The following is a 22,358-nucleotide window of genomic DNA, read 5'->3' on the forward strand; positions in this document are numbered from 1 at the left end:
CAGCAATGTCCGGACGTTATAAAAGTCTTTGCGCGCCAAAAGCGGCTGCAACGGACTGGCATTGTAACTGTAACGTACTTCCGCGGCATTTGAGCTTGTTTATACCTTGGGGATCTGGACTGAGGCGCGTGTGGGCCGGGAAACACCAGCGCCTGCAAAGGGCTGAAATGTGAATGGTTGGAGGATTCGGTTCGGGGCATGCGGTCGAAAGGTATGTCGTCCGAGACCGGCATTTGCCGGCTCCCGATACGCTACAACAAGCTCACCGAAACTCGGCGTAGAAAAGGAGCGTTCGTGCGATGGCAGGCAGCGCCGACAACAGTTTGTTTCGCTTCACGCTTCTGCGTGCCGCGAAGTCCGAATTTCGCCAGTCAGCGCCCGGCAGGTCGCCAGTTGACTCAGCCTCGACGGTCCATGTGCCCGCGCTGCGATCCGCGACGGCAAGGCCGTCCGCGATTGTCAACCCCCCGCTGTTCAATCCGCTGCGCGAGTCCAGAGATCTGGTAAGCGCCCAGCGCGAATTTGAGAGGCTCGATCCGATCCGCGATCTTAACCTGTCAATCGCGCGTGGCATGTTCACGTTGCAGGCCAGCGCCATCAAGCGTTTGTCGTCTAGGACAAAGTCAACGCTGGAAAAACTCGGTGTGTCGCTGGCAGACACCCATATCGGTGAGCTTGTCGCTGCGATCAATGGCGCGCTGACGCCGTCTCAGCCAGAGGAAACGCCCGGAGAACCACCGGCGCCGAGTCCGCGTCCTGCCCAATTGAGTGCGGTCGGTGTCGCCGATCTGCTCGTGGTAAAACAGCAAATCAAGCGCTATGAAGCCGGCGAAATTGCGCATATCGAAAATATTCTCGACGGTGAATCCAAACTCCGTACCCATCGCCAGCTCAACCGAACCGAAGAAGTGATCAGCACGCTTAAAGAGCAGGAGCACGAAAAAGAGACCGAGTTGCAAACTACAGAGCGTTTCGAGCTTAACCGCGAGACCACGCGCACCCAGCAAGCCGATCAGAAGGTCGGATTCGGTTTGTCACTCTCCGGCAAGTACGGCCCGACTGTAGAGTTCGAAAGCAAGTTCGATGTGAGCAACCAAACCAGCGAGGAAAATGGACTTAAGAACTCCGTCACCTACGCAAAGGACGTCGTCGAGCGCTCCAAGGAGCGCATTGTCGAGCGTGTCCGAGAAGAACGGCGGCTTACAATTCTGCGCGAAGTCGAGGAAGTAAACGAGCATCGCCTGACAAATGACAGCGGCGAGCACAGTGCAGGCATCTATCAGTTCGTCGACAAGATTTACGAGTCGCAGGTGTTCAACTACGGGCTGCGCCAGATGTTCGACTTTATGATTCCGGAGCCGGCGTCGTACATGTGGCACCTCGAAAAGATGCCGCAACCGGATCCGGAATTGCCTATTCCGCCTATCAGACTGGAGGTCGAGGCACCGGACGCGAGCCACATTCACGAGGGCAACTATCTGCGTCTTGGTGCCCGTTACGGCACCAAAGGTCTTAGGGCGCCACCACCGATTTTCCTGGTGAGGAGCGCGAGCGTCACACAAGGCCTGGGCAACGACTCAGAGGAGAATCAGCCTCGCAGCCGCAACCAAATCGAGATCCAGATTCCGAAGGGTTACCGACCCGTCTGGGCATTGACGACGGTGATGGGCGTCACGGACGAGGACCCTCACTTCGCCTTCAGTCTCGGCAACGAATACGATTACTGGCGTCCGACGGCGCAGGACGAGCGGATCGATGTTCAAGAAGGAGCTCTTCGCTTCTACCGTCCCAATGCCAATCGCGTGACGGTATTCCCAAGTGACGGCGGCCTCTACGCCGACGACGACAAGCTCACCATCCATATTTTCGCGCATGAGACCGCTAACTATAGTGTGCACACGAAGGTCACCTTCCAGCGCCAGGCCGAAGGGCTGCGCGACTGGGCCACATCGACCTATGACACGATCGCCGAGGCGTATTCGAATGTCTTGCTTAGGTATCAGCAAGAAGTCGAGACGCTGAAACAGAAGAAAGAAGCGGAAAAGGGGCTCGCCTTTGAGTTCGGCAATCCGCCGTCCGTTAATGAACGGATCATCCGGACGGAGTTGAAAAAGCACTGCCTCGCGTTCATTCGCAATGAACATGCCGGCCTATTGAACACCGCACACACCGGCGGCGGCTCACTCTATCCGCCGCACTTCGACATCGAGGATGCCAAAGCCGACGGGGCGATCATCCGCTTCTTCGAGCATGCCTTCGAGTGGGATCAAATCCAGTATGTCTTCTACCCTTATTTCTGGGCACGACCCGGAGGATGGGCAGACCGATTCCGTGCACGGAACATGGATGCCGAACTTGAAGAGTTCCTGAAGGCGGGCTACGCGCGCGTCGTCGTGCCGGTTCGGGTGGGTTTCGAAGCGGCGGTCTCCTATTTCATGCAGGAGGGGCACGTGTGGAACGATGAGGGCGAGCCGCCGATCGATCATCCTCTCTACAAGCCGATCGTCGATGAAATCAAGGAGCGCACCGGAGGCGATCGCGGCGAAGTGCCGGTTGGCGAGCCGTGGGAAACGCATCTGCCGACAACGGCCGTCCTGGTGCGCAAGGGTCACACGCTGCCCGAATGGGAGCGGTTGTCGCCGAACGAGTGGAAATGGAGGCCCAAGGTCTAGAGTTCGAGCGCGACTATGGCGAATGGCTCAAGCGCAAGCGTTTTCTACAGGGAGGTGGACGACGCGATCGCGAGAAATCCTCCGAACGTCAGCGATTTGGTCGTCCTCAAAGGGCTCTGCGAAGCCGTCGAACTGGGCGAGAGGTCTGCTGTCGCGCGACTTACGCGCGATCTCGTCAAGCTGTCCGGTTTTGAAGATCCTTTACACGCCATATCCTACGAGCTTTTTCACTCTCTTATGGCCCGCATCCTTTTGAGTGGATGGTTTGAGGAGTTCCAGCTCCTGGTCAATTGGCCCCAAACCCTGTTCGGCGATAAGAACAGGCGCGTGGCAGGCAATTGGGACGGCATCGTTACGATCGTGAAGAAGCAGCCGCGATCATTGGGGCTGCTGACTCTGCCCAATCGCGAGAAGGAGTGGCAGCGGGCGTTGAACGGGCTGGAGGGCGCGATGCGACATTTCGAGAAGGCCGATTTGCCCCCAGCTCCGAGGATGGGTGCGCCGCCCGAAGGACCGTCCTTTCACGAGAGAGTACTGCCCGAGCAACTGCTTGAGGCGATCGAGCAATTCTATCGCGTTCTGCAAATGCTTTTTCAGCAGCTCCTCGAATTCGCAGTCGCGAAACTGGAGCAAGATAGCAATGACGCCTCCGGTCTGCGCAAATTGCAAGATCTGCAACTGTCGCTGTGGAGGCTTCTAAGTCCGAAGGATCTTCCGAGGGACGTGAAAGCAGGGAAGATATACGATGAAATGGAGCGGCAGAACGACCGCCGCACCATGATTCTGAACAAAGTGATACGCATCACCGAGTTCCATTATGGACGTGGTCGCGCGAAACTCCACCGCTTTCTCGACGCGTTTGAGCCGCATAATGCTCGCAGCGTCATCTTCAACTCGCTGGATCGTGAAGATACGCACGAGCCGCACGTCCGCGGCGAAAGGATCGGCAACATACAGGTGTCGAGAGATCGTCAACTTGCGTACTTACTGATCACTTACGGACACGCTTGGGAGCCCAACAGGCGTCCGGCGCCAGCGCACACATTTCGGCGCGCCCTGATCAACGGGCGACATGGCGGGCGGCTCAGGCTGGTCGAGAACGACGAGTTGATCGCGTTCCTGTATAGCGTTTTTGCAGAGACACTCATCGAGTTCACTCGCCAGGCCCAAACCGCCGCGGACAAGAGCAAGGCAGGTGTCAATGCCTGGCGTGAGACCGTCGAAACGGCCAGCGTGTATTTCGGCCAAGTGACGACTCACTCCAGGCTCAATCTGACGGAAGGACCCCCGAACTATCTGACACATACGTTTCCGCGTAACCTCATCGGCCGATTACTTCACGACTGCGGGGTTCACTCGGTAAAATCGGCTTACGTGCTTTTGTCGGTCTTGAACCGGATCAACGGGGCACACGTGGAGCTTGCCGGCCAAATTCGTGCGCGTTGGGTGCGTCTGCCTCTTCACGTCGGTATGGTGATACAAACCAGCAATTTCGGCGTGGTCGTACAACACAACGAGTACAGCTCGGTAACCGACAATGATGAATTGAAGAGCACCATGACTGCGTGGGAGCAGGCGTCTGACGAGACAGATCCTTCGAACCCCGACGATGTCACGATCAAATTCCTCGAGGATCTCACAGCCAATGGCTTCAGCAGCGACCTGGATATGCCGATCAGCTCGATTCCTATCCTGAAGCCAGGGGAGCCTGTTACGACGCACACCATCTGGAACTCCTATCAACAGAAGGTTGTGCCGTCACAACTGTTCACGCGCCTGGTGGGTGCTAGCAACGCGCCGCAGTACCAGTTTGACGTTCGCTACCTGCAACTCTCGGAGTTGGAGCGCGAGTGGTATAATAGGCACGTGCTCCGGTTCTGGAATAAGGAGTGCCTGGCAATTTGGGAGGAGTGGGCAGCCGTTCTGACCAGCACCAAGGTGAGTGACAAGGATTACGAAAAGCACAAGCGGGCCTATATGAAGGCGCTGAACGAAGCGTTGGATAGGGTAGAAGAAAGCTATGAAAAGCAGATCCTGCCGAAAAAGAATGAACTGAGCAGCGCCCTTCGCGGCGAACCCAAGCTCCTGGTACCTGGGATACGCATCGTCTCCGCGTCGCGCCTGGAAACCGTTCTGCCGGCGGTCGAGAAAGTCGCGGATCACTTGAACGACATCTCGCAGCTGAATTTCAGGCTCAGTCCGGACTTTATTCCGCTTTTCGCCAGAAAAGAGGAGGTCCTGCTAGAGGTGCCCTAGGGCGGGGGCGAGGCGTCCGTTAGCAAAATAAGACCCTGCCCCGCATAGCCGTTTGGCGCAGAACGGTGCGCGTCACAACAACCATCAACCTCTTTGAATGCCGGCCAACGGCCAACGGTCGCCGAAAACGCGACAGAGGGAAGTGATCCAGGCGTTTTGCAGGTCAGAGACGAAGTTTTCAAGAAAAGCTCTCATCCTCGGCAGTTTTGTACTGGAAGAATGACTTCGAAGGATAAATCCTTGAAAATTCAACTGGTGAATGCAGCTCCAGTCGAATGGTTATGGGACTTTCGAAGCACAGTCCGAGCAGTTGTACTCGATAGCGGCGGGGTTGAAGATGTCTCACATGCCGAGCACCACGTAAATACGGCCAATTCTCACAAGCCCCAAAACACCTTTGCAGGCCGCGCTGATCGACGAGTGTTTAAGCAACAATAACCGTCGGATCATGTTATATTTACGGATAGGAGGCAGTGTTGCACAAACGGTGCGTAAATCCCTTCTAATGTGGAAATCTGTATGAAGCCTGGCGTCAGTGATCTCCTGCTCCACATCCAGAATGAAATTCTGGAAGCCGTGGCCTCTGGTGATACGCTGCACGATATTGCCGGTTTGCTGTGCCGCAGGATCGAGAATCTGGTCCCGGCCATCGTATGTTCAGTGTTGACAGTAGACCCGGACCAGAAGCTTCATCCGCTGGCGGGACCCAGTTTGCCTGACGCCTATTCTGAGGCGCTCGAGGGCATCCAGGCTGGCCCCAACGTCGGATCGTGCGGAACGGCAGCCTATCGAGGTGAAGCCGTAATCGTTTCAGATATAGAATCCGATCCGCTCTGGGCCGATTTCAAGGCTCTGGCTCTGCCACTTGGACTTCGAGCCTGCTGGTCTACTCCTATAAAGTCGCGCGATGGCCGCGTGGTGGGTACATTTGCTTTCTATTACAGAACAGTCCGGACCCCTGATGAACTGGAGAGGCGAATCGTTCAGACCTGTGTTCATCTGTGCGCTATTGCCATCGAGCATGAAGAGGTGCAGGCGCGCGATTATAGGCTTGCATACTTTGACGCGCTGACCGGGCTTTCCAATCGAACCCGCTTTGATGAAACGCTTTGCGGGCGGGTTCACGACAAAGCCGGTTTCGGGCTTCTTCTGGTAGATATCGATCATTTGAAATCTGTCAATGATACTATGGGACACCTGGTAGGCGACTTCCTGATCAAAAGTGTGGCCAACATGATTGGCAAGGACCGTCCCGGGGAGACAGCCTTCCGGCTGGGTGGGGACGAATTTGCAGTCATCATTGATGGTGTCACAACTGCAGAAGATCTGGCTGCCTCTGCTCAAGGCATTCTTCACAGAACCAGCGGTCCCGTAACTGCTGGAGTGGACACAATTTTTCCCAGCGTCACCATCGGCGGAGCCCTGTTCGGAGCCGACGGCGTTGAAGCAAATACGTTGCGGCAGAATGCGGATTTTGCGCTTTACCACGCAAAGGAGACAAACCGGGGAGGCTATGTTCAATTTCGCACCGAGCTTCGCACCTCGATCATCGACCGTATCTGCGCAATCCGCACTGTGGACGCTGCATTGGCCGAGGGCCGCATAACCGCACATTACCAACCGATAGCACAGCTGGCGTCATCAGAAATTGTAGGCCTGGAGGCTTTGGTCCGCATAACCGATCTGAAAGGCACTGTCTCCCCGGCCGGCGATTTTGCCGCTGCGTTCTCCGATACCAAGATAGCCTCGCGTGTTACTGAGATAATGCTGAACCAGGTTGCCTCCGACATTCGCGAATGGTTGGATCTTGGAATCCCCGTGGAGCACGTCGGCATCAACGTGACGACCGGGGACTTTCAATACGGAAATCTCCAGGCGAAGATCGAGGCATGCTTCGCCAAACAAAACGTCCCGCTCAAACACATCGTACTGGAGGTTAACGAGTCTGTATTTATGGGCGGCAGCGACCAGTTCGTGGCAAAAGCGGTAAAGCGGCTCCGCGATAAAGGACTGCTTGTTGCACTTGATGATTTCGGCACGGGATACGCTTCCCTTACCCATCTGATGAGCTTCCCGGTCGACGTCATAAAAATAGATCGGTCCTTCGTGGGAACTTTGGCCATAGGAAAAGCAAGTTCAGTCATTGTCGCAGCTATCATGGACATGGCGAACCGGTTGGACATGCGTGTGATTGCAGAGGGTATTGAATCTCTTGAGCAGGTGCGCCAACTGAGCGAGCTCGGTTGTCAGTTCGGTCAAGGATACCTCTTTGGCAAACCGGTCTCTGCGGCAGACATTAGGGAACTGCTACTGGAGCAGCATCGTAGGGCGCATGCGCGATCGGGCATCTATCCATCCTGGTATTAGCGCAGAAATTATATATAAGGACAGCGACAGCAAACGCACTGGCGACGGGTATGCATGGGGCCAAACGACCTCCTCCGGGGTGTGGCCACGCTCGTAAACAGCGCAATACCTGAAACTAGGGCGCCAATACGGTGACGCTGGGTCGTTCAAGGCTCTGGGTTGGGCGGACGAGTTTACAATCCTGCTGATCCCATCTCACTTTACAACTGAAAACTCGAATCTGTCCGACTGGGTTATAAAGAAATATTCGTTGTTTCCTTCAGGTCTGTCTGAAAACGAGCGCGCGTACCTTCTTCGTCGATTTGGCTTAAGCGGCTATAACCAACGACATCGGCAATCAGGACGGCTGCGAGGTGGCTCTCCATATCCGGCTCTTCGCGGTGCGCGATGCACTCCGCCCAATATCCTACAGCAGGTAAGGCTGGGTGCCATTGTGGTGCTCCAGTTAAGCTGGGCAAATCCTGCCCTGGTCAGACCGATGCCCCCCTGGCCCATCCAGACAGCTCGCGAGGTCGTGCCCGTCCGGATTGAGCCAGTGCTGATTGCCGAGGGCAAGACGTTGGGCAAAAAAAGCTGACACTTTGCATGGAAAATGCGGTCCTTGTGAATTCTGATTGGCTCGTTCGAACCCTGCATCCCAGCACCACGATATCTTTGTTTTTATTCAATATTTAGCTGTTTCCGTGTTTTTAGGATTCCTTGTACGGTTCGCCAAGCATGGTGAACGGGGCTCGCCGGTCGACGTGAGTTGAAGAGGCGCCTGTTCTGGAACGCAGGGCTAATACAAATGGGTGATACGGCCCGCCGGGCAGCAACCAGGTGGCTTGTCTCGAGGACCTTTGTTGTCCGTCCCGAATGCGTTGAAGAATCAGACGGTCAGTCAGATTGCCTTGATGATCTAACCCGTTGTTGGTTGACAAGAGCGGCCATCGGTACCCGTGGGCTGTGACCACCGAGTGATCCACGTCTGATCCACAACACAGGTAATACCTATTGGTGTATTGATTTCCACTTTCATAAACGTGATACCCATAGCTCAAGTCGTCGAAACTGCATCAAAGGTTGTTGCCACCTTCGTGCGTAGCAACAAGTACCGATCACCGGCCATTGTAACAGAAATAACCTTTTACAATGTCTAAGAAACATTCCATCTGCGATGGAAATACTTTGTCGGCTACAAGGCAACCCGTCATAATCGGGTGTTTACCTGCGCCAGCAGAGGAGCAGCAGCCTGACAGTGCCTTTCTGCTCATAGCTGCTTTCAATCTTGGGGCAGCGCGCAATACGGTCGTACAGGGAGGACCAATAATGACTGTTATGTTTCAATCTCATGGCGGCACAGAAAAATCTGAAGGCGCACCGGGCGCACCAGACTTGAGCTTGTCACGGGCCGCCCCTCCTGCGGATGGGGACATTGCTGTCGATGAACAGGCAGATTTTGGTTATCTGGTTCCTCCACTCGACGCCCCGAAAACTACCTTCCTGAGAGTGGCGAGACGCTCGGCGAACTGGATGAACTCGGAAGCCTGATGATTGATCAGGCCGCAAGTGAGACCACCGACACCGATTCAACGCTGCCTCCTGTCTTGACATACTGGGGACAGTTTCTGGATCACGAGCTCACCGCACGGACTGATCGGGAAAGCCTGATCACCAGTTTTAGCAATGCGCATCCGCCACAATCCTCCTCGGTTGTCGAGGCGCAGCTGCGGAATGCCCGCACACCCCGTTTTGATCTCGACAGCGTCTATGGCGGCATTCCAACCGGTGACGGTGTCTCGGCAGACGTGGCAACGGTAATTTCGGGCATGCGCCACCCCACCCAGATTAACAAGATGCGGGTCGGCACCGCGATAGAGCCTGGACCTCTACCAGACAGCCTCGATGAGCATCGCGACCTTCCGCGCTATTCCCAGGTGCAGGACAGCGTAAGACAAGCCGCCCTTCGCCTGGCTCAGGCATCGATGTCGGGTGAGGACTTTGCTGCGTTCGAGGCGACGCTTCCGCTGCGGGCACTGATAGGCGATCAACGAAATGATGAAAACCTGATCGTCGCCCAGTTTCATCTGAGTTTTCTTCGCTTCCACAACAAGGCGGTGGACTTTCTGGCAAGTCACGATACCGGTTGGATTGCCGATTTCCACTCAGCGCAGTTGCTGACGCGCCTCCACTATCAATGGTTGATCGTGGAAGGCTACTTGAAAGGTATCTGCCAGCCGGCGGTCGTCAGCAGAATCGTCGACAGCCGCGCGACGCATTTTTTCAAGTTCCGGGCAGAATATGATGCCCGTCAGCCAGCGATACGACTTGGCAATGCACTGCCGCTTGAATTTTCGGCCGCGGCCTACAGGTTCGGCCATTCCATGGTACGAGCCGCCTACGATCATAATAATACGTTTGGCAGACCGAACAATCCGGCCGCTTTTGACCTGCTGTTTACGTTCACGGGTGGGGGCGGCATGTTCGGTAGTCCCAAACTTCCAAAGAATTGGGTGATTGACTGGAGCCGCTTTGTGGTTGCCAATCCGCCGAAAATCAATGACGGGCAGGCAGAGCGCGTTGCACGCAAGATCGACACCGAACTGGCGCCTCCCCTCGGCGTGATGCAGAAGGAGGGTAACAATCTGCCTGCAGGTCAGCTTCAAGACCTTTTCAAGCACCTGGCAAGGCGCAATCTCAGGCGTGGATACAATCTGCGCCTTCCCACAGGACAGGCCGTCCACCGCTACCTGAGGCAGCACGGCGCAGTCACTTCCCCGCCAATTGAAGACGTGAGTACGATTTTTGCTGGCAAACCCAACATGCAAGACTTCCTCACCAATTCTGGTGCGAAGTTTCATCAACGCACGCCGCTTTGGTTCTACTGTCTGGCAGAGGCCGAACAGAGTGGCGGTCAATCACTGGGCGAAGTGGGCAGCTGGCTCGTCGCCTCGACGATCATCGGCGTGCTGCTTTCGGACCCCGATTCGGCGCTTTCACGCGATTTCACGCCCAGCCAGAGTCCCCTGAGGATGAACGACGACAGCCCGATCGACTCTATTGCCAAATGGATGAAGTTTGCCGTCGTAATGGAGTAGCAGCCAAGAACAAGCGGTGTGAGCTTGTAGGCAAAGCTGCAATCACGTTGACTTTGAGGCTGGAGGAGGAGAGCCGAGGCGTAAATTTCACGTTGGTCTTCGGCAGAGTGGCCGGTGGTTGTGGAGGAGCACCGACCGCATCGCCCGTACCGCTATGAATACTCCGGGCCTTTTGCGCGCCTGATGCTGGCAGTCTGTAAATTCGCTGGATCCGCCGAGAAAAAGCCGAATGTCGATCAGCAGGTTTGCCATTTGACTTCAAGATAGTTCTTCGTGATCAATCACTATCGGATGCAATCCGGGCTCAGCCGTCCAATCGTGGCAGTGAGTCGAGCCATGAACTCTCGTTTCTCGGCTCCTCCTTGTCGGTTTCCTGCGCAGTTTCTTGTCGAGATGCAGCGGGAACATGATGCGACGCGATCATCGTGGTCAGCCGCGCCGTTCTTCCGATGTTTGACCAGAGTCTTACGTCAATTTCAGATGCGTTTGAAAGGTTGATCCGGCTGCTCGACCTACCCTATCAGCCCAGCAAAGGACGGCAGCTGTTTTGCTACACTTCATCGCGATGTTCCGCGGTGTTTTTGGTAGTCTTGGCGCTTTTCCCATGTCGATCGAGGCAGTCGTCCTCAAACATTGGGGAGCGTGCAGGTCGCATGTCCTCCGCGTTTGGCGCTAAACACAGACAACGATCGCCGATCATGCCGGCTGCAATTTTGAAGTTGTTGCCGTTGTGGCATGATCCGCTTGCGCATCTCCAGGCAGACAGAAGGGCATCATATCTCCGTCTACAGGGCGTTCTTACTCCGGAGAGGCCAGTACCCCAGATCCATCTAACTCAGAAAAGATTCGGCTTTCATCGTTGCCGGAACGGGTGCGCCCAGTCGTTCGAGGACAGTCGGGGCAAGTTGCAGTTGGTCGAGCAGGACACCGTCTTCAGGTCCTTTGCCGGCGCCGAAATAATAGAGCGCAAAATCCTGCATTTCGTCGCCGCTACCGCCATGATGACCTCGGTCCGTCTGGCCGTGATCGGCTGTCACCATCACCTCGTAGCCTGCTTTGAGCCAGCGCGGCAAAAAAGCGGCCAGGATTGCGTCCATGGCAAAGAGTGCATCGTCCATCTCGCGACAATCATGACCATAGCGGTGTCCCATCGAATCTAGCGTACAGGTATGGAGAATGCCGTAGTCGATGCCGTGACGCTCTATGAGCATGGTCAGCGTGGCAAACAAATCCGTATCGCTGGGCGTCATTTGATTTTTGTGATTGTAGCCGGTCATCGTGTGAAAACGACCATGGGTGATCGGTCCGTCAGGTTCGTCATACTCGATGTCGCCGACGGGATCGAAGGGCACACGGTTGAAGAACATTGACCAGAACGAATGCGTGACCGCTCCTGTCATGCCGCCCGCTTTTACAACTTCGGAAAATATATCGGGCTGTTCTACCCGAAACAGTGTTTCGTTGGAAAACACATGGTGGACCTGAGGCGATACGCCGGTGTGGATAGACGCGTAACAGGAGGCGGAGGTCGATGGCAGGACGGAGCGCATCTTCCAAACGCGCGCCTCGCCCGACTTTACCCAGCCCTCGAGGTTACCCATATATTTGCGCCAGTTGCGCCAGGGCAGGCCGTCGAGGACAATAAGCAGAAGTTTCGCGCGAAGCGGCATGCATTATCCTTTGCTATGGGATCAGGCAAACGAGCGCATCAAAGATGCACAAAGATCGTCGTGTCTTCAACCGTTAACCGGGAAGTTCTTGCCCGTCTTTTCGGATCGACTAGGCAGATGCTGCTAGGGTAGCGGATTCCCGATCGTGTCAAGCCAGCAGGCCAGTTCCCCGAGCGCTCCCCGACGAATTCGCGGCTGTCGATCTGCTTTTTGTCGGGCCACAAACCGGTCCCTGGCAGATGCAAATCCGTCGTGGCATAACAGTTCGCATCAGGTGCCAACCACTAGCGGCCGCGTCGGAGTACTGGCGCATCCTGAAAAGGGCGCGGATCTTGAATGCCGGCAGCGGTGGCAAGCATTTCGAAGAAAAAATGTTGTGAATTTGACTATCGACGACACACCTTCCCAGTACAGTTGACACCCCGCGTCACCGTCCTGCTTCTCTCAGCACTCGCCTTCCCTTATAGTCACTTTCCCAACAGAGAGGAGTTCCACCATGAGTGAAGACGCCTTCAACATTTCGATCCGCAAGTTCCTGAAGGAAGTCGGCGTCACCTCACAGCGCAAGATCGAGGAGACGGCGCGCGAAGGAGAGATCAGCGGCAAGAAGCTGAAAGTCCGCATGACGCTGACGGCGGAAGGCACGAGCCTCACCCACGTGGTGGACGGCGAGATCGAACTTCCGTAAGCTCGGTGACGCAGTCAAGTGACCGGGTAGAGAACGACTCATCTGGGTACCCTTGAGAAGCCTGGTTTACTGGCCTGGCGCGAACGCGAGAACCTGAGGAACCAGCCGGCTTTCCAGCAGATGCTGAGGCCAAGGCCGAGGGTGAATGGATGCTTGTCTTAGATGCTCGACGGCGAGAAAATGTGGCATAGGCAAGCCGTCCCGTGCCGCGAAATAGCCAAAACGTTGCAACACATTCATCAGACCAGCAACGGGTGGAGTTCTCATGAAGAAAACTGTCGTTAGGGTTGTCTGTGCCATCGGCAAAGCGGGACAACTCGGCCTCAAAGGCGGCCTTCCATGGGAAGGCGACCGGTCGCCGGAGTTCGTCGCTGACGTAGCACGGTTTTTCGACCTCACGAGAGGACACGTCTTGCTCGCCGGTCCCAAGACGATCGCGAGCGTTCCGGATTTTGCTCGCGCGGATCGGGAACTTGTTGTCGTTCGCTCCAGCATGGATCCCGAGGACACGCTCAGGCGCTTTGCTGGCCGTGTCGTCTTCATCGGCGGCGGCCCACCGGTGTGGGACGCCTATGCACGCTTCGTCAGCCACTGGGATGTCACGCGGTTGCCCTATGACGGGCCGGCTGATCGCTGGTTCGATGCAAGATGGCTTGTAGGGGGTGGCGAAGTTGCCGTAAATCACCGCGACCAATGAAGGCCTGGCTCGTATCGATCTGGGATGCTCCATCCATGCGTGAAGCACTTACATGTAGAGTAGAATAATGAAGGCTGGGAACACCACCATCAAATGGCTGATGGAGATCGATCCCTCAGTCCGGTGGCAGGTCATGCGGGATCTACTTGGCGAACCGGAGCCCACCTGGCGGGCGGAGCGCGCCAAAGTGGAGACCGAAGGCTGGGGCGCCCGACTGCTTTCATATCGGGATGAGGATGGTCAATGGGCCGGTGGCGCATTCGCTCCAAGAGACTTCGACTGGTCGCAGTGGAAATCGTTGGGTCAGCCTTGGACAGCTACGGGTTTTGCCATCACGCAGCTTCGAGAGTTCGGGCTTGATCCGGAATCGGACAGTGCCCGCCGAATGACGACGCTGGTTGGCGATAACTGCCGATGGGAGGAAGGTGGGCAGCCCTTCTGGCAAGGCGAAGTCGAAGAATGCATCAACGGCAGGACGCTGGCCGATGGTATTTACTTCGGCGCAGACGTCTCGCCGATCGTAGAAAAGCTCCTCGACGCCATTCAAGTGGATGGGGGCTGGAACTGCCGGCGCGCTGAAGGATCAGCGCGATCTTCATTCGCGAGTACGATCAATGTTCTCGAGGGTATACTGGAATATGAGATCGCCAATGGTGGATCGGAGGATGTAAAGAAGGCGCGTCGAACCGGCGAAGCATTCTTACTTGACCGACACCTCTTCAGGCGTCTGTCAACCGGTGCCACTGCCGACGAATCTTTTTTCATTCCGATCTACCCGCACCGTTGGAAATACGACATCCTGCGGGCACTCGATTATTTCAGGAAAGCAAGCAGTCTCAGTTCGTCGCTGCCCGATCGCAGACTCGGGGAGGCTGTCGATTTGCTCAGGTCTCGCCAGCAGGCCGGCGGCTATTGGCTGACCGAGACTCGATTGCCCGGTCGCGTCTGGTTCCATCTCGATGAAGGACCGGGCTTCCCATCGCCGTGGATCACGTTGAAGGCGCTGCGGGTTCTCGAGTGGTGGGAATCAAGCGCTGAGATGTCTTCTGCCACCGGCACGGTTTGATCTCTAGGACGAGAGGCGCCTGAGATGAAGAAGGCCGTTGAAGTTGCCAGAACAATCAAGGCAGCGCCTGCTGAGGTCTGGAAGATAATGGTTCTACAAAGTTGTTTGCAGGCGTTAAGGTCGAGACCGACTGGCTGGAGAGTGGAGCGGGAAGCCCTATCAGGATCGAGGCAAGATCGTAGCCCTCGAACAGCGAGGAAACTCGTGTTCACGCATTGGAGCGAATTTTCAGGCAAGAAAGATCCCCCCGAGAACTCCCACGCCGTCCCATACACGCTCGAAGGTGATGACAGAAGCACCCCCGTCACGGTGACACAGTTCAATCACGATGGCGAGATATCGACGAAAAGACTAAGAAGAACTTGACTGACGCTGGGGACACGCTGGTGATGCGTTCGAGTGCGCGCGGCGCTGACCGCGCAAACTCCATGACGAAGCGGCCAGCGCGCAAGTCATAGCCAGATGGTCGTGTCACCACACGTCGAACGTTTTGTTCAAATCCACATATGACACGCGAATTGAGCAATTTCCATTGGTACAATCCACTTCGGAAATAACCAAATGAAATATGGCTGGTTCGCGCCGCACGTTAGATAATCACTCCGATCGAAAATTGGGGAAATTACAGGGACGTTAGCCCCACAGATTTAAGTGAGGCAACTGGCCTTTTAACACCCTGGCGTCTTTCGCAGTCTTCGCTAGGTAGCTCGTGTCGACGGCGTGTCTATCCCTCTGAACGGCCGGATCGATCATACCTCGGGAATAGAAACTCCCGCTTTCTTGAGGCCATCGATGAAATGCAGCTGGTCCTCGCGGCGAACGAGCCGGACGGCGATTTCATTGCGTATATTGTCCATGAAGGCTGACGCATGGGTTTTGAGCCATTGCTGTTGGCTGCGAGCTTCCTCGATTTTGCCGAGTTGCCCGAGGATTGCCGTCAATATGACATGGTAGATCGGGTTGTCAGGTATGTCCGCCCCTCGCGCCCAGCGCTCGGCTTCTATATAGTTCTTATCCACGTAAGCGCAGACAGCAAGCCCGGACTCGAAATATCCTGAGGGCCGCGGGTTGCGCGAAACGGCAGAAGCAATCAGCTTGCATCCCGATTTCCATTGCCCCGACAGGGCAAGTCTGAATCCATACTCACCCGCCAATTCGGTGTCGTTGGGGTTAATCGCATAAGCTCGCGCGCCGATTTCCAACGCCTTTGCGATCTCGCCTCGAAAAAAATAACTCAGCATTTCGGCTTGGAGCGCACGCACGTTTTGCGGATCAAGTTCGACCGCCCGCAATGCTGCGTTCGTTGCCAGGTCAAGCGATGGGACCGCTGAATTGAGGCGGTATCGAAAGCGAAGTTCATCGAGATAGGTCAAGGAGAGCAAGGCCCAGGCTGTCGCGTAATTGGGGAAACGTTCTACGGCCCGGCGCAAGCAACTCTTTACAGACGCGTGCGTCGCAGGGTCAAGATCAGTGCGGTAGCGGTAGTAGGCCAAGGTACATTTATAGGCCTCCAGATCATTTGGCGGCGACGGCGCAAGGTCGGCGGCATCCGCCTGGAAAATGATCCCGTAGGGCTGGGCCAACGCTGTCGCCACCTCGCGAGCGATGCCGGCTTCGAGCTGAAGCAGGTCTTGAACCTGAACAATGCTATCGTAGTTGTTTGTCCAGACCACTGATCCGCTGTTTCGATCAACGAGCCGTGCGTTCAGCCGAAGCTTTTCGCCGTGCAGCCTCACCCGTCCTTCCAGTGCAAAGAGTGCCTGGGGATATCCTGTCGCCAGCAGCTTGCTCGTACCGCGCCATGCATCGCCCGCAACGACGATAATTTCCTTAAACTTAGCCAGCTGGAGAATGACCTCGTCGGTCAAGCCTTGGGCGATGATCGCGGAGTGGGGGGTGCCGGAAAGGTCCTCAAACGTTTCTATGACCAATCTTGGAACGCCGGGAGCAGGCTCGACCGCATGAATGCCACTGATTGTCAAATCATTGGTCCTGCTGAGATAGGCAAACGCCCCGGTTAACAGGGCGAGACCCACCAGCGCCGATCCCGCGAAGGCCAGCAACATCCACAGCCGCATATTCTTCACAACAGCTAGGAGCTCTGATGGAGACGTCCTCGCCAACCTGCGAAAACTGACTGTCGTCGGCATCATCATCTTCATGGCAGTTTCACTGTCCGTGATTCCGTTGTTGGAAACCGGGTTCTTCCCAGCATCTGACGACTCGCAGACCAAAGTCACGTTGACGCTGCAGCCCGGCAGCCAAATTCGGACAACCGACGCTTTGGCACGTCGTGCTGCAGAAATCGTAAAGACTGTCCCGGACGTCGTGACCGTTTTCGTTGCTGTCGGGTCTGCGTCCAGTGGCGGTGGCCTTGACACGTCCATCTCTTCGGACACTGCTTCTGCCACCCTTGTGGTCAACCTTACGCCTTTGGATGATCGTGATCGCGCCCAGAGTGCGATTGAAGGCGACATCCGACGCGCCCTTGCCGTTTTGCCAGGGGCACGGGTCGAAGTTGGATCTGGAGGAAGAGGCACAACGCTGGAAATTACCCTTGCAAGCGACGATGCAGACGCCCTCGATCAAGCCGCAATGGCGGTGGAGAAAGATTTGCGCACCCTCGGCGGCGTCGGCGCAATCACCTCAAGCGCGTCCCTACAGGCGCCGGAAATTCAAATCGTTCCAGATTTTGCACGCGCCGCGGCAGTTGGAATTACCTCGGAAGCCATTGCCGATGTTCTTCGTGTAGCCACGAATGGCGGCTACGCCTCGTCATTGTCGAAGTTAAACCTGCCTCAACGGCAAATTTCTATCCGGGTGAGGTTGAAGCCCGAAATGAGAACCGGGATCGACTCGATATCGCAGTTACGTGTGAGCGGCACAAACGGCAGCGTTGCGCTCGGTTCCATAGCACAAATCCGCATAGGCGGAAGTTCATCTGAGATCGACCGCATCGATCGTGAACGCAACGTGACCCTGTCAGTGGAGCTAAACGGGCGTGCATTGGGCGATGTCAATCGGGAAGCACGAGCACTCCCCGCCATGAAAAGTCTACCCGGCCGCGTTCACGTCGTTGAACAGGGGGAGCTTCAGCGCATGTCGGAGATGTTCGAAAGCTTTGGTGTCGCGATGGCAATTGGGGTGTTTTGCATTTACGCGGTGTTGGTCCTCCTGTTCCACGACTTTCTGCAGCCCGTCACCATTCTCATGGCTCTTCCGCTCGCTCTTGGAGGGGCACTGGGGCCTCTCCTGGTAACCGGCACCACCTTCTCGATGCCCGCTGTCATTGGTTTGCTGATGCTGATGGGGATTGTAACCAAGAATTCCATCCTGCTTGTTGAGTACGTGATCATGGCTCGCCGACAGGGAATGGAACGATTTGATGCGTTGATTGATGCATGCCAAAAACGCGCTCGGCCGATTATCATGACATCCATCGCCATGGGCGCTGGCATGATGCCAATTGCTTTAAGCCTCAGTGGCGGCGACTCCGGTTTCCGTCAACCTATGGCGATCGTGGTTCTGGGCGGCCTGATTACCTCGACCTTCCTGAGCCTTATGGTGATCCCAGTTGTCTTCACGTTTATTGATGATCTTTTGCAGATTTTGATAAAGCCCTTTCGTGGGGATGTGGCTGTGCAAACGTCGCCAGAGGTCCACTTACCCCAATGATCGGCAATCTTGTCGGCGCTGAGCGCTGCACCGAATTCGACAATGCCGGGCCCAGGTTGGATCCAGCCTTGACCTCGACCGCCAGCACCAACAAACTGGTCAGGACCGAAGAGGTTGATGCTCGTTGCATCGACAGCAAAGGCCGCAGTGTTCTCCTCTTTTTCCGGTAAAGCGCGGTTCAAGCGTTCATGGTCTGGCACCGACCAATGGCGTTAGCATCGTATCGGCCCCGCCGGCTCGACTACGTCGATGCTGCCGTCGAAGGTGCGCTTACCAGGTCCCTGCACCGGTTTGGAAGAATACCGAGAACCTAAGTTTCTTCCGGCCACCAGCCTTTTTTCCCAGGTCGAACGCCGGGCATTTTGCCGTGAAACTGACGCGCAGGATCACAATCAGGCGAGCCACTGCTACCCCTTGGCGGATCAGATGCTGAGTCAAGGGAACGGCGACTAATATCCCGGGACAACGGTGCCGGCGCGGGTGGCCGTCCGGGCCGAACCACACATACAAGATGATGTATTTGCCTCGACACAGAGTGGAAGCAACATGACCCATCCACAGTTCAAGCCCGTCGGGCAAGTGTTCGAAGTCATCATGAACGGGGACCGGTGTGGCTGACGCCCGAAAATTGGACGACAGCCCGCAGAACTCTTGTATGCTGGCAAGAGCTCTATCCCACCCTGAAGTCGAGATACTTATGAAAATCGTAAACGCGAGTGTAAAAGCCTATCGTCTGCCGCCAGCATCCCTATGGGAAGATGCCACAAACAAGGTCGAGAGTCTGGAGTTTGTTATTGTCGAACTGGTCTCTGATACAGGCGCGACCGGCGTAGGTGTCAGCTACACGGTGGATATAGGCGGCACCGCCATCAAGGCACTCATCGACGATTATTTAATCCCGCTCGTGATCGGAATGGACGTCCGCAACTACGAGAATATCTGGAACAGACTCAGCCGCCAGTCCCGCCGTCTCGGCCTTGGCGTCAACTCAATGGCCATTGCCGCCATTGATATTGCTGTGTGGGACCTGCTCGGCAAGCTTTACCAGCAGCCCATTTTTCGTCTTCTTGGGGGAGCGAGGGAACAGATAGCCAGCTATATCAGCGAAATTAACCTCAGCGCAGATGACACAGTCGACGATCTGGTTCGCCGCGTAGATGAATACAAGGCGCAGAAATATGACACGGTCAAAATCAAGATCGGCAAGCCCGATTTTTCAGAGGATTTGGAGCGAATTGCCAAAGTCAAGGAGCGCTTGGGTTCCGCGGGCAGGCTGCTGGTTGACCTCAATCAAAAATGGTCCTCGGCTGAGGCCATTCAGAAGGGCGCCCAGCTCGACAAGTTCGATCTCGGCTGGATCGAAGAGCCGATGATGTGTCAGGACATCGCCGGACATGCCGCGCTGAAGCGGTCGATCCGAACGCCAATAGCGCTGGGCGAAAGTCTTTATAGCCGGCAGCAGTTTCTGGAGTATCTGCGGGCCGACGCCGTGGATGTTGTGCAGGCCGATGTTGCCTTTGTCGGCGGCATAACAGAATGGCACAAGATTGCACACCTGGCCAATGCGTTCGGCAAACAGGTTGCTCCTCATTACATGATGGAACTATCTCTTCAGCTCCTTTGCGGGGTTCAAAACAGTTTTATGCTCGAGAACGTGATCGGCGGAAGCTTTACCGAACTTGGCCTGCTCGAGGAGCCAATTGTCGTCAAGAACGGCGTGGGGGTCCCATCCAACCGTCCAGGGCACGGGCTCATTTTCAACAGGTCTGCACTGGAAATGCACGAGTTGAGTGCCGAGAAGATAAAAAGCAATTTCAGCGGTGGTAGTAAGTGAGCTTCTGGATCCGCTGATGACGTCGACGCGTCGGCGTTCGGAGCCTGTCCAAGCTCTGTCTCGGTGGATTTGAAGGGACAGGACAATCTCCTGCAGCCTACCTGCAAGGAGGGAATGGACGCGCTACCAATTGCACGCCGATCGGCATTCCCGAGGGGTAGAGGGCCCGCCGGGATCGAGAGGGCGGGCATTCCCAAAGGCGCCCGGATACGACCCTGTGGATTTGTTGAAATTACATCTACAACTCAGATGCGTTCATGCCGATCGCTGGAGGCCAAGGCCCCCGCATCATCGAGGTAATCTGGCTGCTGCGGCACCTTAAGTCAGATATGGGCACCATCGCGGCATTCTGCAGAATGAACCGGTTGGCATTTGGCAGATCTTGGAGAGTTCATCATCCAGGCCAGCGCTCACAATCGGCCTTAGGAAGATACTCGAGCTCAATCGGGGCCGGAGAGGTTCGCTTTCTTAAGCGCGTCGTCTATTGATATGGCTCCAAGCGTCACCAGCGCGCGCGCCAGGCAAGTCTGGACCTCTTCAAGGCTCTTACCCTCAAGGGATGCGATTTCGGAGAGGGATCTGCCTCGGGAAACCCACTGAAGGCAGCTTCGTTCATGCGGTGACAATATTCGTTTGTTCATGCATATACTTTCAACTCGGATCGCGCCTTGCTCTTGCGTGAATTCGAAGTCACTGCACCCCACCGCGACGTACGACGCTTAACAAAATCATGTTCGCGTAGCTCATCGCCATGAGCACTCCAGTGAGCTTTCCTATATCTCTTGAACGGCAATATTCAGCAGCGTCCACGACACGTCTTGCACAAAATTGGCATTCCACAACGTCTGCTCCTGCGGCGTTGTCTGACCTTGCCAAGGGGTCACTGCGGAAGCGAGGACTTCGGGGCGGGTCGTGACAACGTGGAATGTACTGGCCGCTATCACAGGGGCCGCTCGAACATGCAATTTGCAATAGCGCGTTCCATGCAAGACAGAGCGCGTCAGATCGAGATGATGTCGTGCGCGCACAACAGCACAGGACAAACTCAATGAGCATGATCACTTCTTCAATATCGCTCGACGACGACGGTGTGAGATACGGGCACCTTCGAATTCCTCACTCGGTGCATGAATCGGCTTACGGACATATTCCCGTTCCCATCGCCGTGGCCAAGCAAGGTGCAGGGCCGACATTGCTGCTGACGGCAGGTGTGCATGGCGACGAATATGAAGGGCCGCTTGCCCTCTATGGACTATTGGCGCAGCTGGAGAAATTGGATATTAGCGGCCGTCTGATCATACTTCCGTCGATCAACCAACCGGCGTTCCTTGCCGCCACGCGATGTTCGCCGATTGACAAGCTCAATCTCAACAGAAGTTTTCCTGGTTCTCCAAACGGGAGCATCACGCAATTGATTGCGGACTATATTTCAACCGAATTGCTGCACCGTGCCGACTACGCAATCGACATGCATTCAGGCGGATCATCGCTTCAATACCTGCCGCTGCTGCTGGCGCCAACCTGGCCAGATGGGGAAAAGCGCGAGACGATTGACGGTCTGGTGAAGGCCTTTTCTTCGCCACTGGTCGGATATTTCGACAGCCTAAGGGCATTGGATGGAGGAAATAATGTATTCGGCCATATAGCCGACAAACACAATTGTCACTTGCTCACCGGCGAGTTCGGCGGAGGGTCGACGGTCAATCTCGATGGGCTGTCAATGTTAAGCAGCGGCCTGCGAAGGATATTTCGCCATATCGGATTGACGACAGAAACCATCGAGGAACCAGATCGAAAAACTGCAATCCGCTGTCTCAGTCTGCATGACCCGGACCTGTTTGCCTTCTCCCCCGCCTACGGAATATTTGAACCTGCCTACAAACTCGGCGATGAGCTTGCGCCCGGAGCGCTGGCGGGCAGGATTTTTGATGCCACACAGCCGTGGAAACCACCCGTCGAAATTCGATTTAGGTCCGGCGGGCTGGCGATCTGCATCCGGACTTTCGCCATGGTCAAGCCGGGCGACTGCCTGGGTCATTTGGCAACCGATTTGTAGACCTTGTGTTCGAGTGCGGTGTGCCAATCCCGAAGGTATCGATCAACTGAGCAGATCAAAACGAGGTGAATAAATCTCTAGTGTTCACTCGGATGGCTGAACTTGTATTTGCCGGCAATAGCGATCATCGCGGCACATTGTTTGGCGGCAAGGCGCTTTCCCCTGTGCACGGCGCCGTCAAAATTGGGATACTGCCACCGACGGTGAACATTTCCAGGACGGCGTTAGGCGCCGAATCGCCATTGACGAAGGTAATTCAAACCCCACCCCGTTGCAGCGGGTCTCTGTTCGAAACGACAG

At 55.8% G+C, this 22,358-nt stretch carries 12 protein-coding genes and 1 pseudogene; 11 read left to right on the forward strand and 2 right to left on the reverse strand.

The window, feature by feature from the left end:
• Positions 1-299: 299 nt before the first annotated feature.
• The 5 genes from CU100_RS17060 to CU100_RS17075 all read left to right on the forward strand — a co-directional run bounded on the left by CU100_RS17060 (position 300) and on the right by CU100_RS17075 (position 10,372).
• Positions 300-2,672, forward strand: a complete 2,373-nt coding sequence (locus CU100_RS17060; protein ID WP_106717764.1) for a hypothetical protein — start codon at positions 300-302, stop codon at positions 2,670-2,672.
• 360 nt (positions 2,673-3,032) lie between these two features.
• Entirely contained in the window at positions 3,033-4,928 is a 1,896-nt protein-coding gene (locus tag CU100_RS17065) for a hypothetical protein (RefSeq protein WP_146141863.1), read from the forward strand.
• A gap of 519 nt (positions 4,929-5,447) precedes the next feature.
• Positions 5,448-7,295, forward strand: coding sequence for a putative bifunctional diguanylate cyclase/phosphodiesterase (locus tag CU100_RS17070; RefSeq protein ID WP_106717766.1), 1,848 nt, complete (start codon positions 5,448-5,450; stop codon positions 7,293-7,295).
• A gap of 1,308 nt (positions 7,296-8,603) precedes the next feature.
• The gene (locus tag CU100_RS27325; RefSeq protein WP_245419081.1) at positions 8,604-8,825 is read left to right on the forward strand and encodes a hypothetical protein; all 222 of its coding nucleotides are present in this window, start codon (positions 8,604-8,606) and stop codon (positions 8,823-8,825) included.
• Positions 8,825-10,372, forward strand: coding sequence for a peroxidase family protein (locus CU100_RS17075; RefSeq protein ID WP_245419082.1), 1,548 nt, complete (start codon positions 8,825-8,827; stop codon positions 10,370-10,372). The genes CU100_RS27325 and CU100_RS17075 overlap by 1 nt, the downstream gene beginning before the upstream one ends.
• A gap of 830 nt (positions 10,373-11,202) precedes the next feature.
• Here CU100_RS17075 and CU100_RS17080 read toward each other — a convergent pair.
• Positions 11,203-12,042 (reverse strand): alkaline phosphatase family protein, encoded by an 840-nt coding sequence (locus tag CU100_RS17080; protein ID WP_106717767.1) that lies wholly within the window; start codon positions 12,040-12,042, stop codon positions 11,203-11,205.
• A gap of 496 nt (positions 12,043-12,538) precedes the next feature.
• Between CU100_RS17080 and CU100_RS17085 the strand changes: the two genes are divergently transcribed.
• The 3 genes from CU100_RS17085 to CU100_RS17095 all read left to right on the forward strand — a co-directional run bounded on the left by CU100_RS17085 (position 12,539) and on the right by CU100_RS17095 (position 14,493).
• On the forward strand, positions 12,539-12,730 hold the full coding sequence (locus CU100_RS17085) for a DUF6494 family protein (protein ID WP_106717768.1): 192 nt from the start codon (positions 12,539-12,541) through the stop codon (positions 12,728-12,730).
• Positions 12,731-12,995: 265 nt separating this feature from the next.
• On the forward strand, positions 12,996-13,427 hold the full coding sequence (locus CU100_RS17090; protein ID WP_106717769.1) for a thymidylate synthase family protein: 432 nt from the start codon (positions 12,996-12,998) through the stop codon (positions 13,425-13,427).
• A gap of 67 nt (positions 13,428-13,494) precedes the next feature.
• Positions 13,495-14,493, forward strand: coding sequence for a squalene cyclase (locus CU100_RS17095; RefSeq protein ID WP_106717770.1), 999 nt, complete (start codon positions 13,495-13,497; stop codon positions 14,491-14,493).
• 749 nt (positions 14,494-15,242) lie between these two features.
• Here CU100_RS17095 and CU100_RS17100 read toward each other — a convergent pair.
• Complete coding sequence (locus CU100_RS17100) at positions 15,243-16,655, reverse strand: hypothetical protein (protein ID WP_106717771.1); 1,413 nt, start codon at positions 16,653-16,655, stop codon at positions 15,243-15,245.
• Between CU100_RS17100 and CU100_RS17105 the strand changes: the two are divergent.
• From CU100_RS17105 to CU100_RS17125, 3 genes and pseudogenes are all read left to right on the forward strand, one after another.
• Positions 16,615-18,168: pseudogene (locus CU100_RS17105) on the forward strand (efflux RND transporter permease subunit); the annotation flags it as partial. The gene CU100_RS17100 and the pseudogene CU100_RS17105 sit on opposite strands and share 41 nt — an antisense overlap.
• A gap of 697 nt (positions 18,169-18,865) precedes the next feature.
• Positions 18,866-20,002: a mandelate racemase/muconate lactonizing enzyme family protein gene (locus CU100_RS17115; protein WP_170113871.1), complete on the forward strand. Its 1,137-nt coding sequence runs from the start codon at positions 18,866-18,868 to the stop codon at positions 20,000-20,002.
• Positions 20,003-21,050: 1,048 nt separating this feature from the next.
• Positions 21,051-22,058, forward strand: a complete 1,008-nt coding sequence (locus tag CU100_RS17125; protein WP_170113872.1) for a M14 family metallopeptidase — start codon at positions 21,051-21,053, stop codon at positions 22,056-22,058.
• The last annotated feature ends 300 nt before the right edge of the window (positions 22,059-22,358 follow it).

Origin of the sequence: Phyllobacterium endophyticum (assembly GCF_003010935.1) — a bacterium.
Taxonomy (GTDB): domain Bacteria; phylum Pseudomonadota; class Alphaproteobacteria; order Rhizobiales; family Rhizobiaceae; genus Phyllobacterium; species Phyllobacterium endophyticum.

Bases quoted from the DNA above. Each gene is read 5' to 3' on its own strand.
- CU100_RS17060 (WP_106717764.1), top strand. From the start codon at position 300: ATGGCAGGCAGCGCCGACAACAGTTTGTTTCGCTTCACGCTTCTGCGT.
- CU100_RS17070 (WP_106717766.1), top strand. From the start codon at position 5,448: ATGAAGCCTGGCGTCAGTGATCTCCTGCTCCACATCCAGAATGAAATT.
- CU100_RS27325 (WP_245419081.1), top strand. From the start codon at position 8,604: ATGACTGTTATGTTTCAATCTCATGGCGGCACAGAAAAATCTGAAGGC.
- CU100_RS17075 (WP_245419082.1), top strand. From the start codon at position 8,825: ATGATTGATCAGGCCGCAAGTGAGACCACCGACACCGATTCAACGCTG.
- CU100_RS17080 (WP_106717767.1), bottom strand. From the start codon at position 12,042: ATGCCGCTTCGCGCGAAACTTCTGCTTATTGTCCTCGACGGCCTGCCC.
- CU100_RS17085 (WP_106717768.1), top strand. From the start codon at position 12,539: ATGAGTGAAGACGCCTTCAACATTTCGATCCGCAAGTTCCTGAAGGAA.
- CU100_RS17090 (WP_106717769.1), top strand. From the start codon at position 12,996: ATGAAGAAAACTGTCGTTAGGGTTGTCTGTGCCATCGGCAAAGCGGGA.
- CU100_RS17095 (WP_106717770.1), top strand. From the start codon at position 13,495: ATGAAGGCTGGGAACACCACCATCAAATGGCTGATGGAGATCGATCCC.
- CU100_RS17100 (WP_106717771.1), bottom strand. From the start codon at position 16,655: ATGAAGATGATGATGCCGACGACAGTCAGTTTTCGCAGGTTGGCGAGG.
- CU100_RS17115 (WP_170113871.1), top strand. From the start codon at position 18,866: ATGAAAATCGTAAACGCGAGTGTAAAAGCCTATCGTCTGCCGCCAGCA.
- CU100_RS17125 (WP_170113872.1), top strand. From the start codon at position 21,051: ATGAGCATGATCACTTCTTCAATATCGCTCGACGACGACGGTGTGAGA.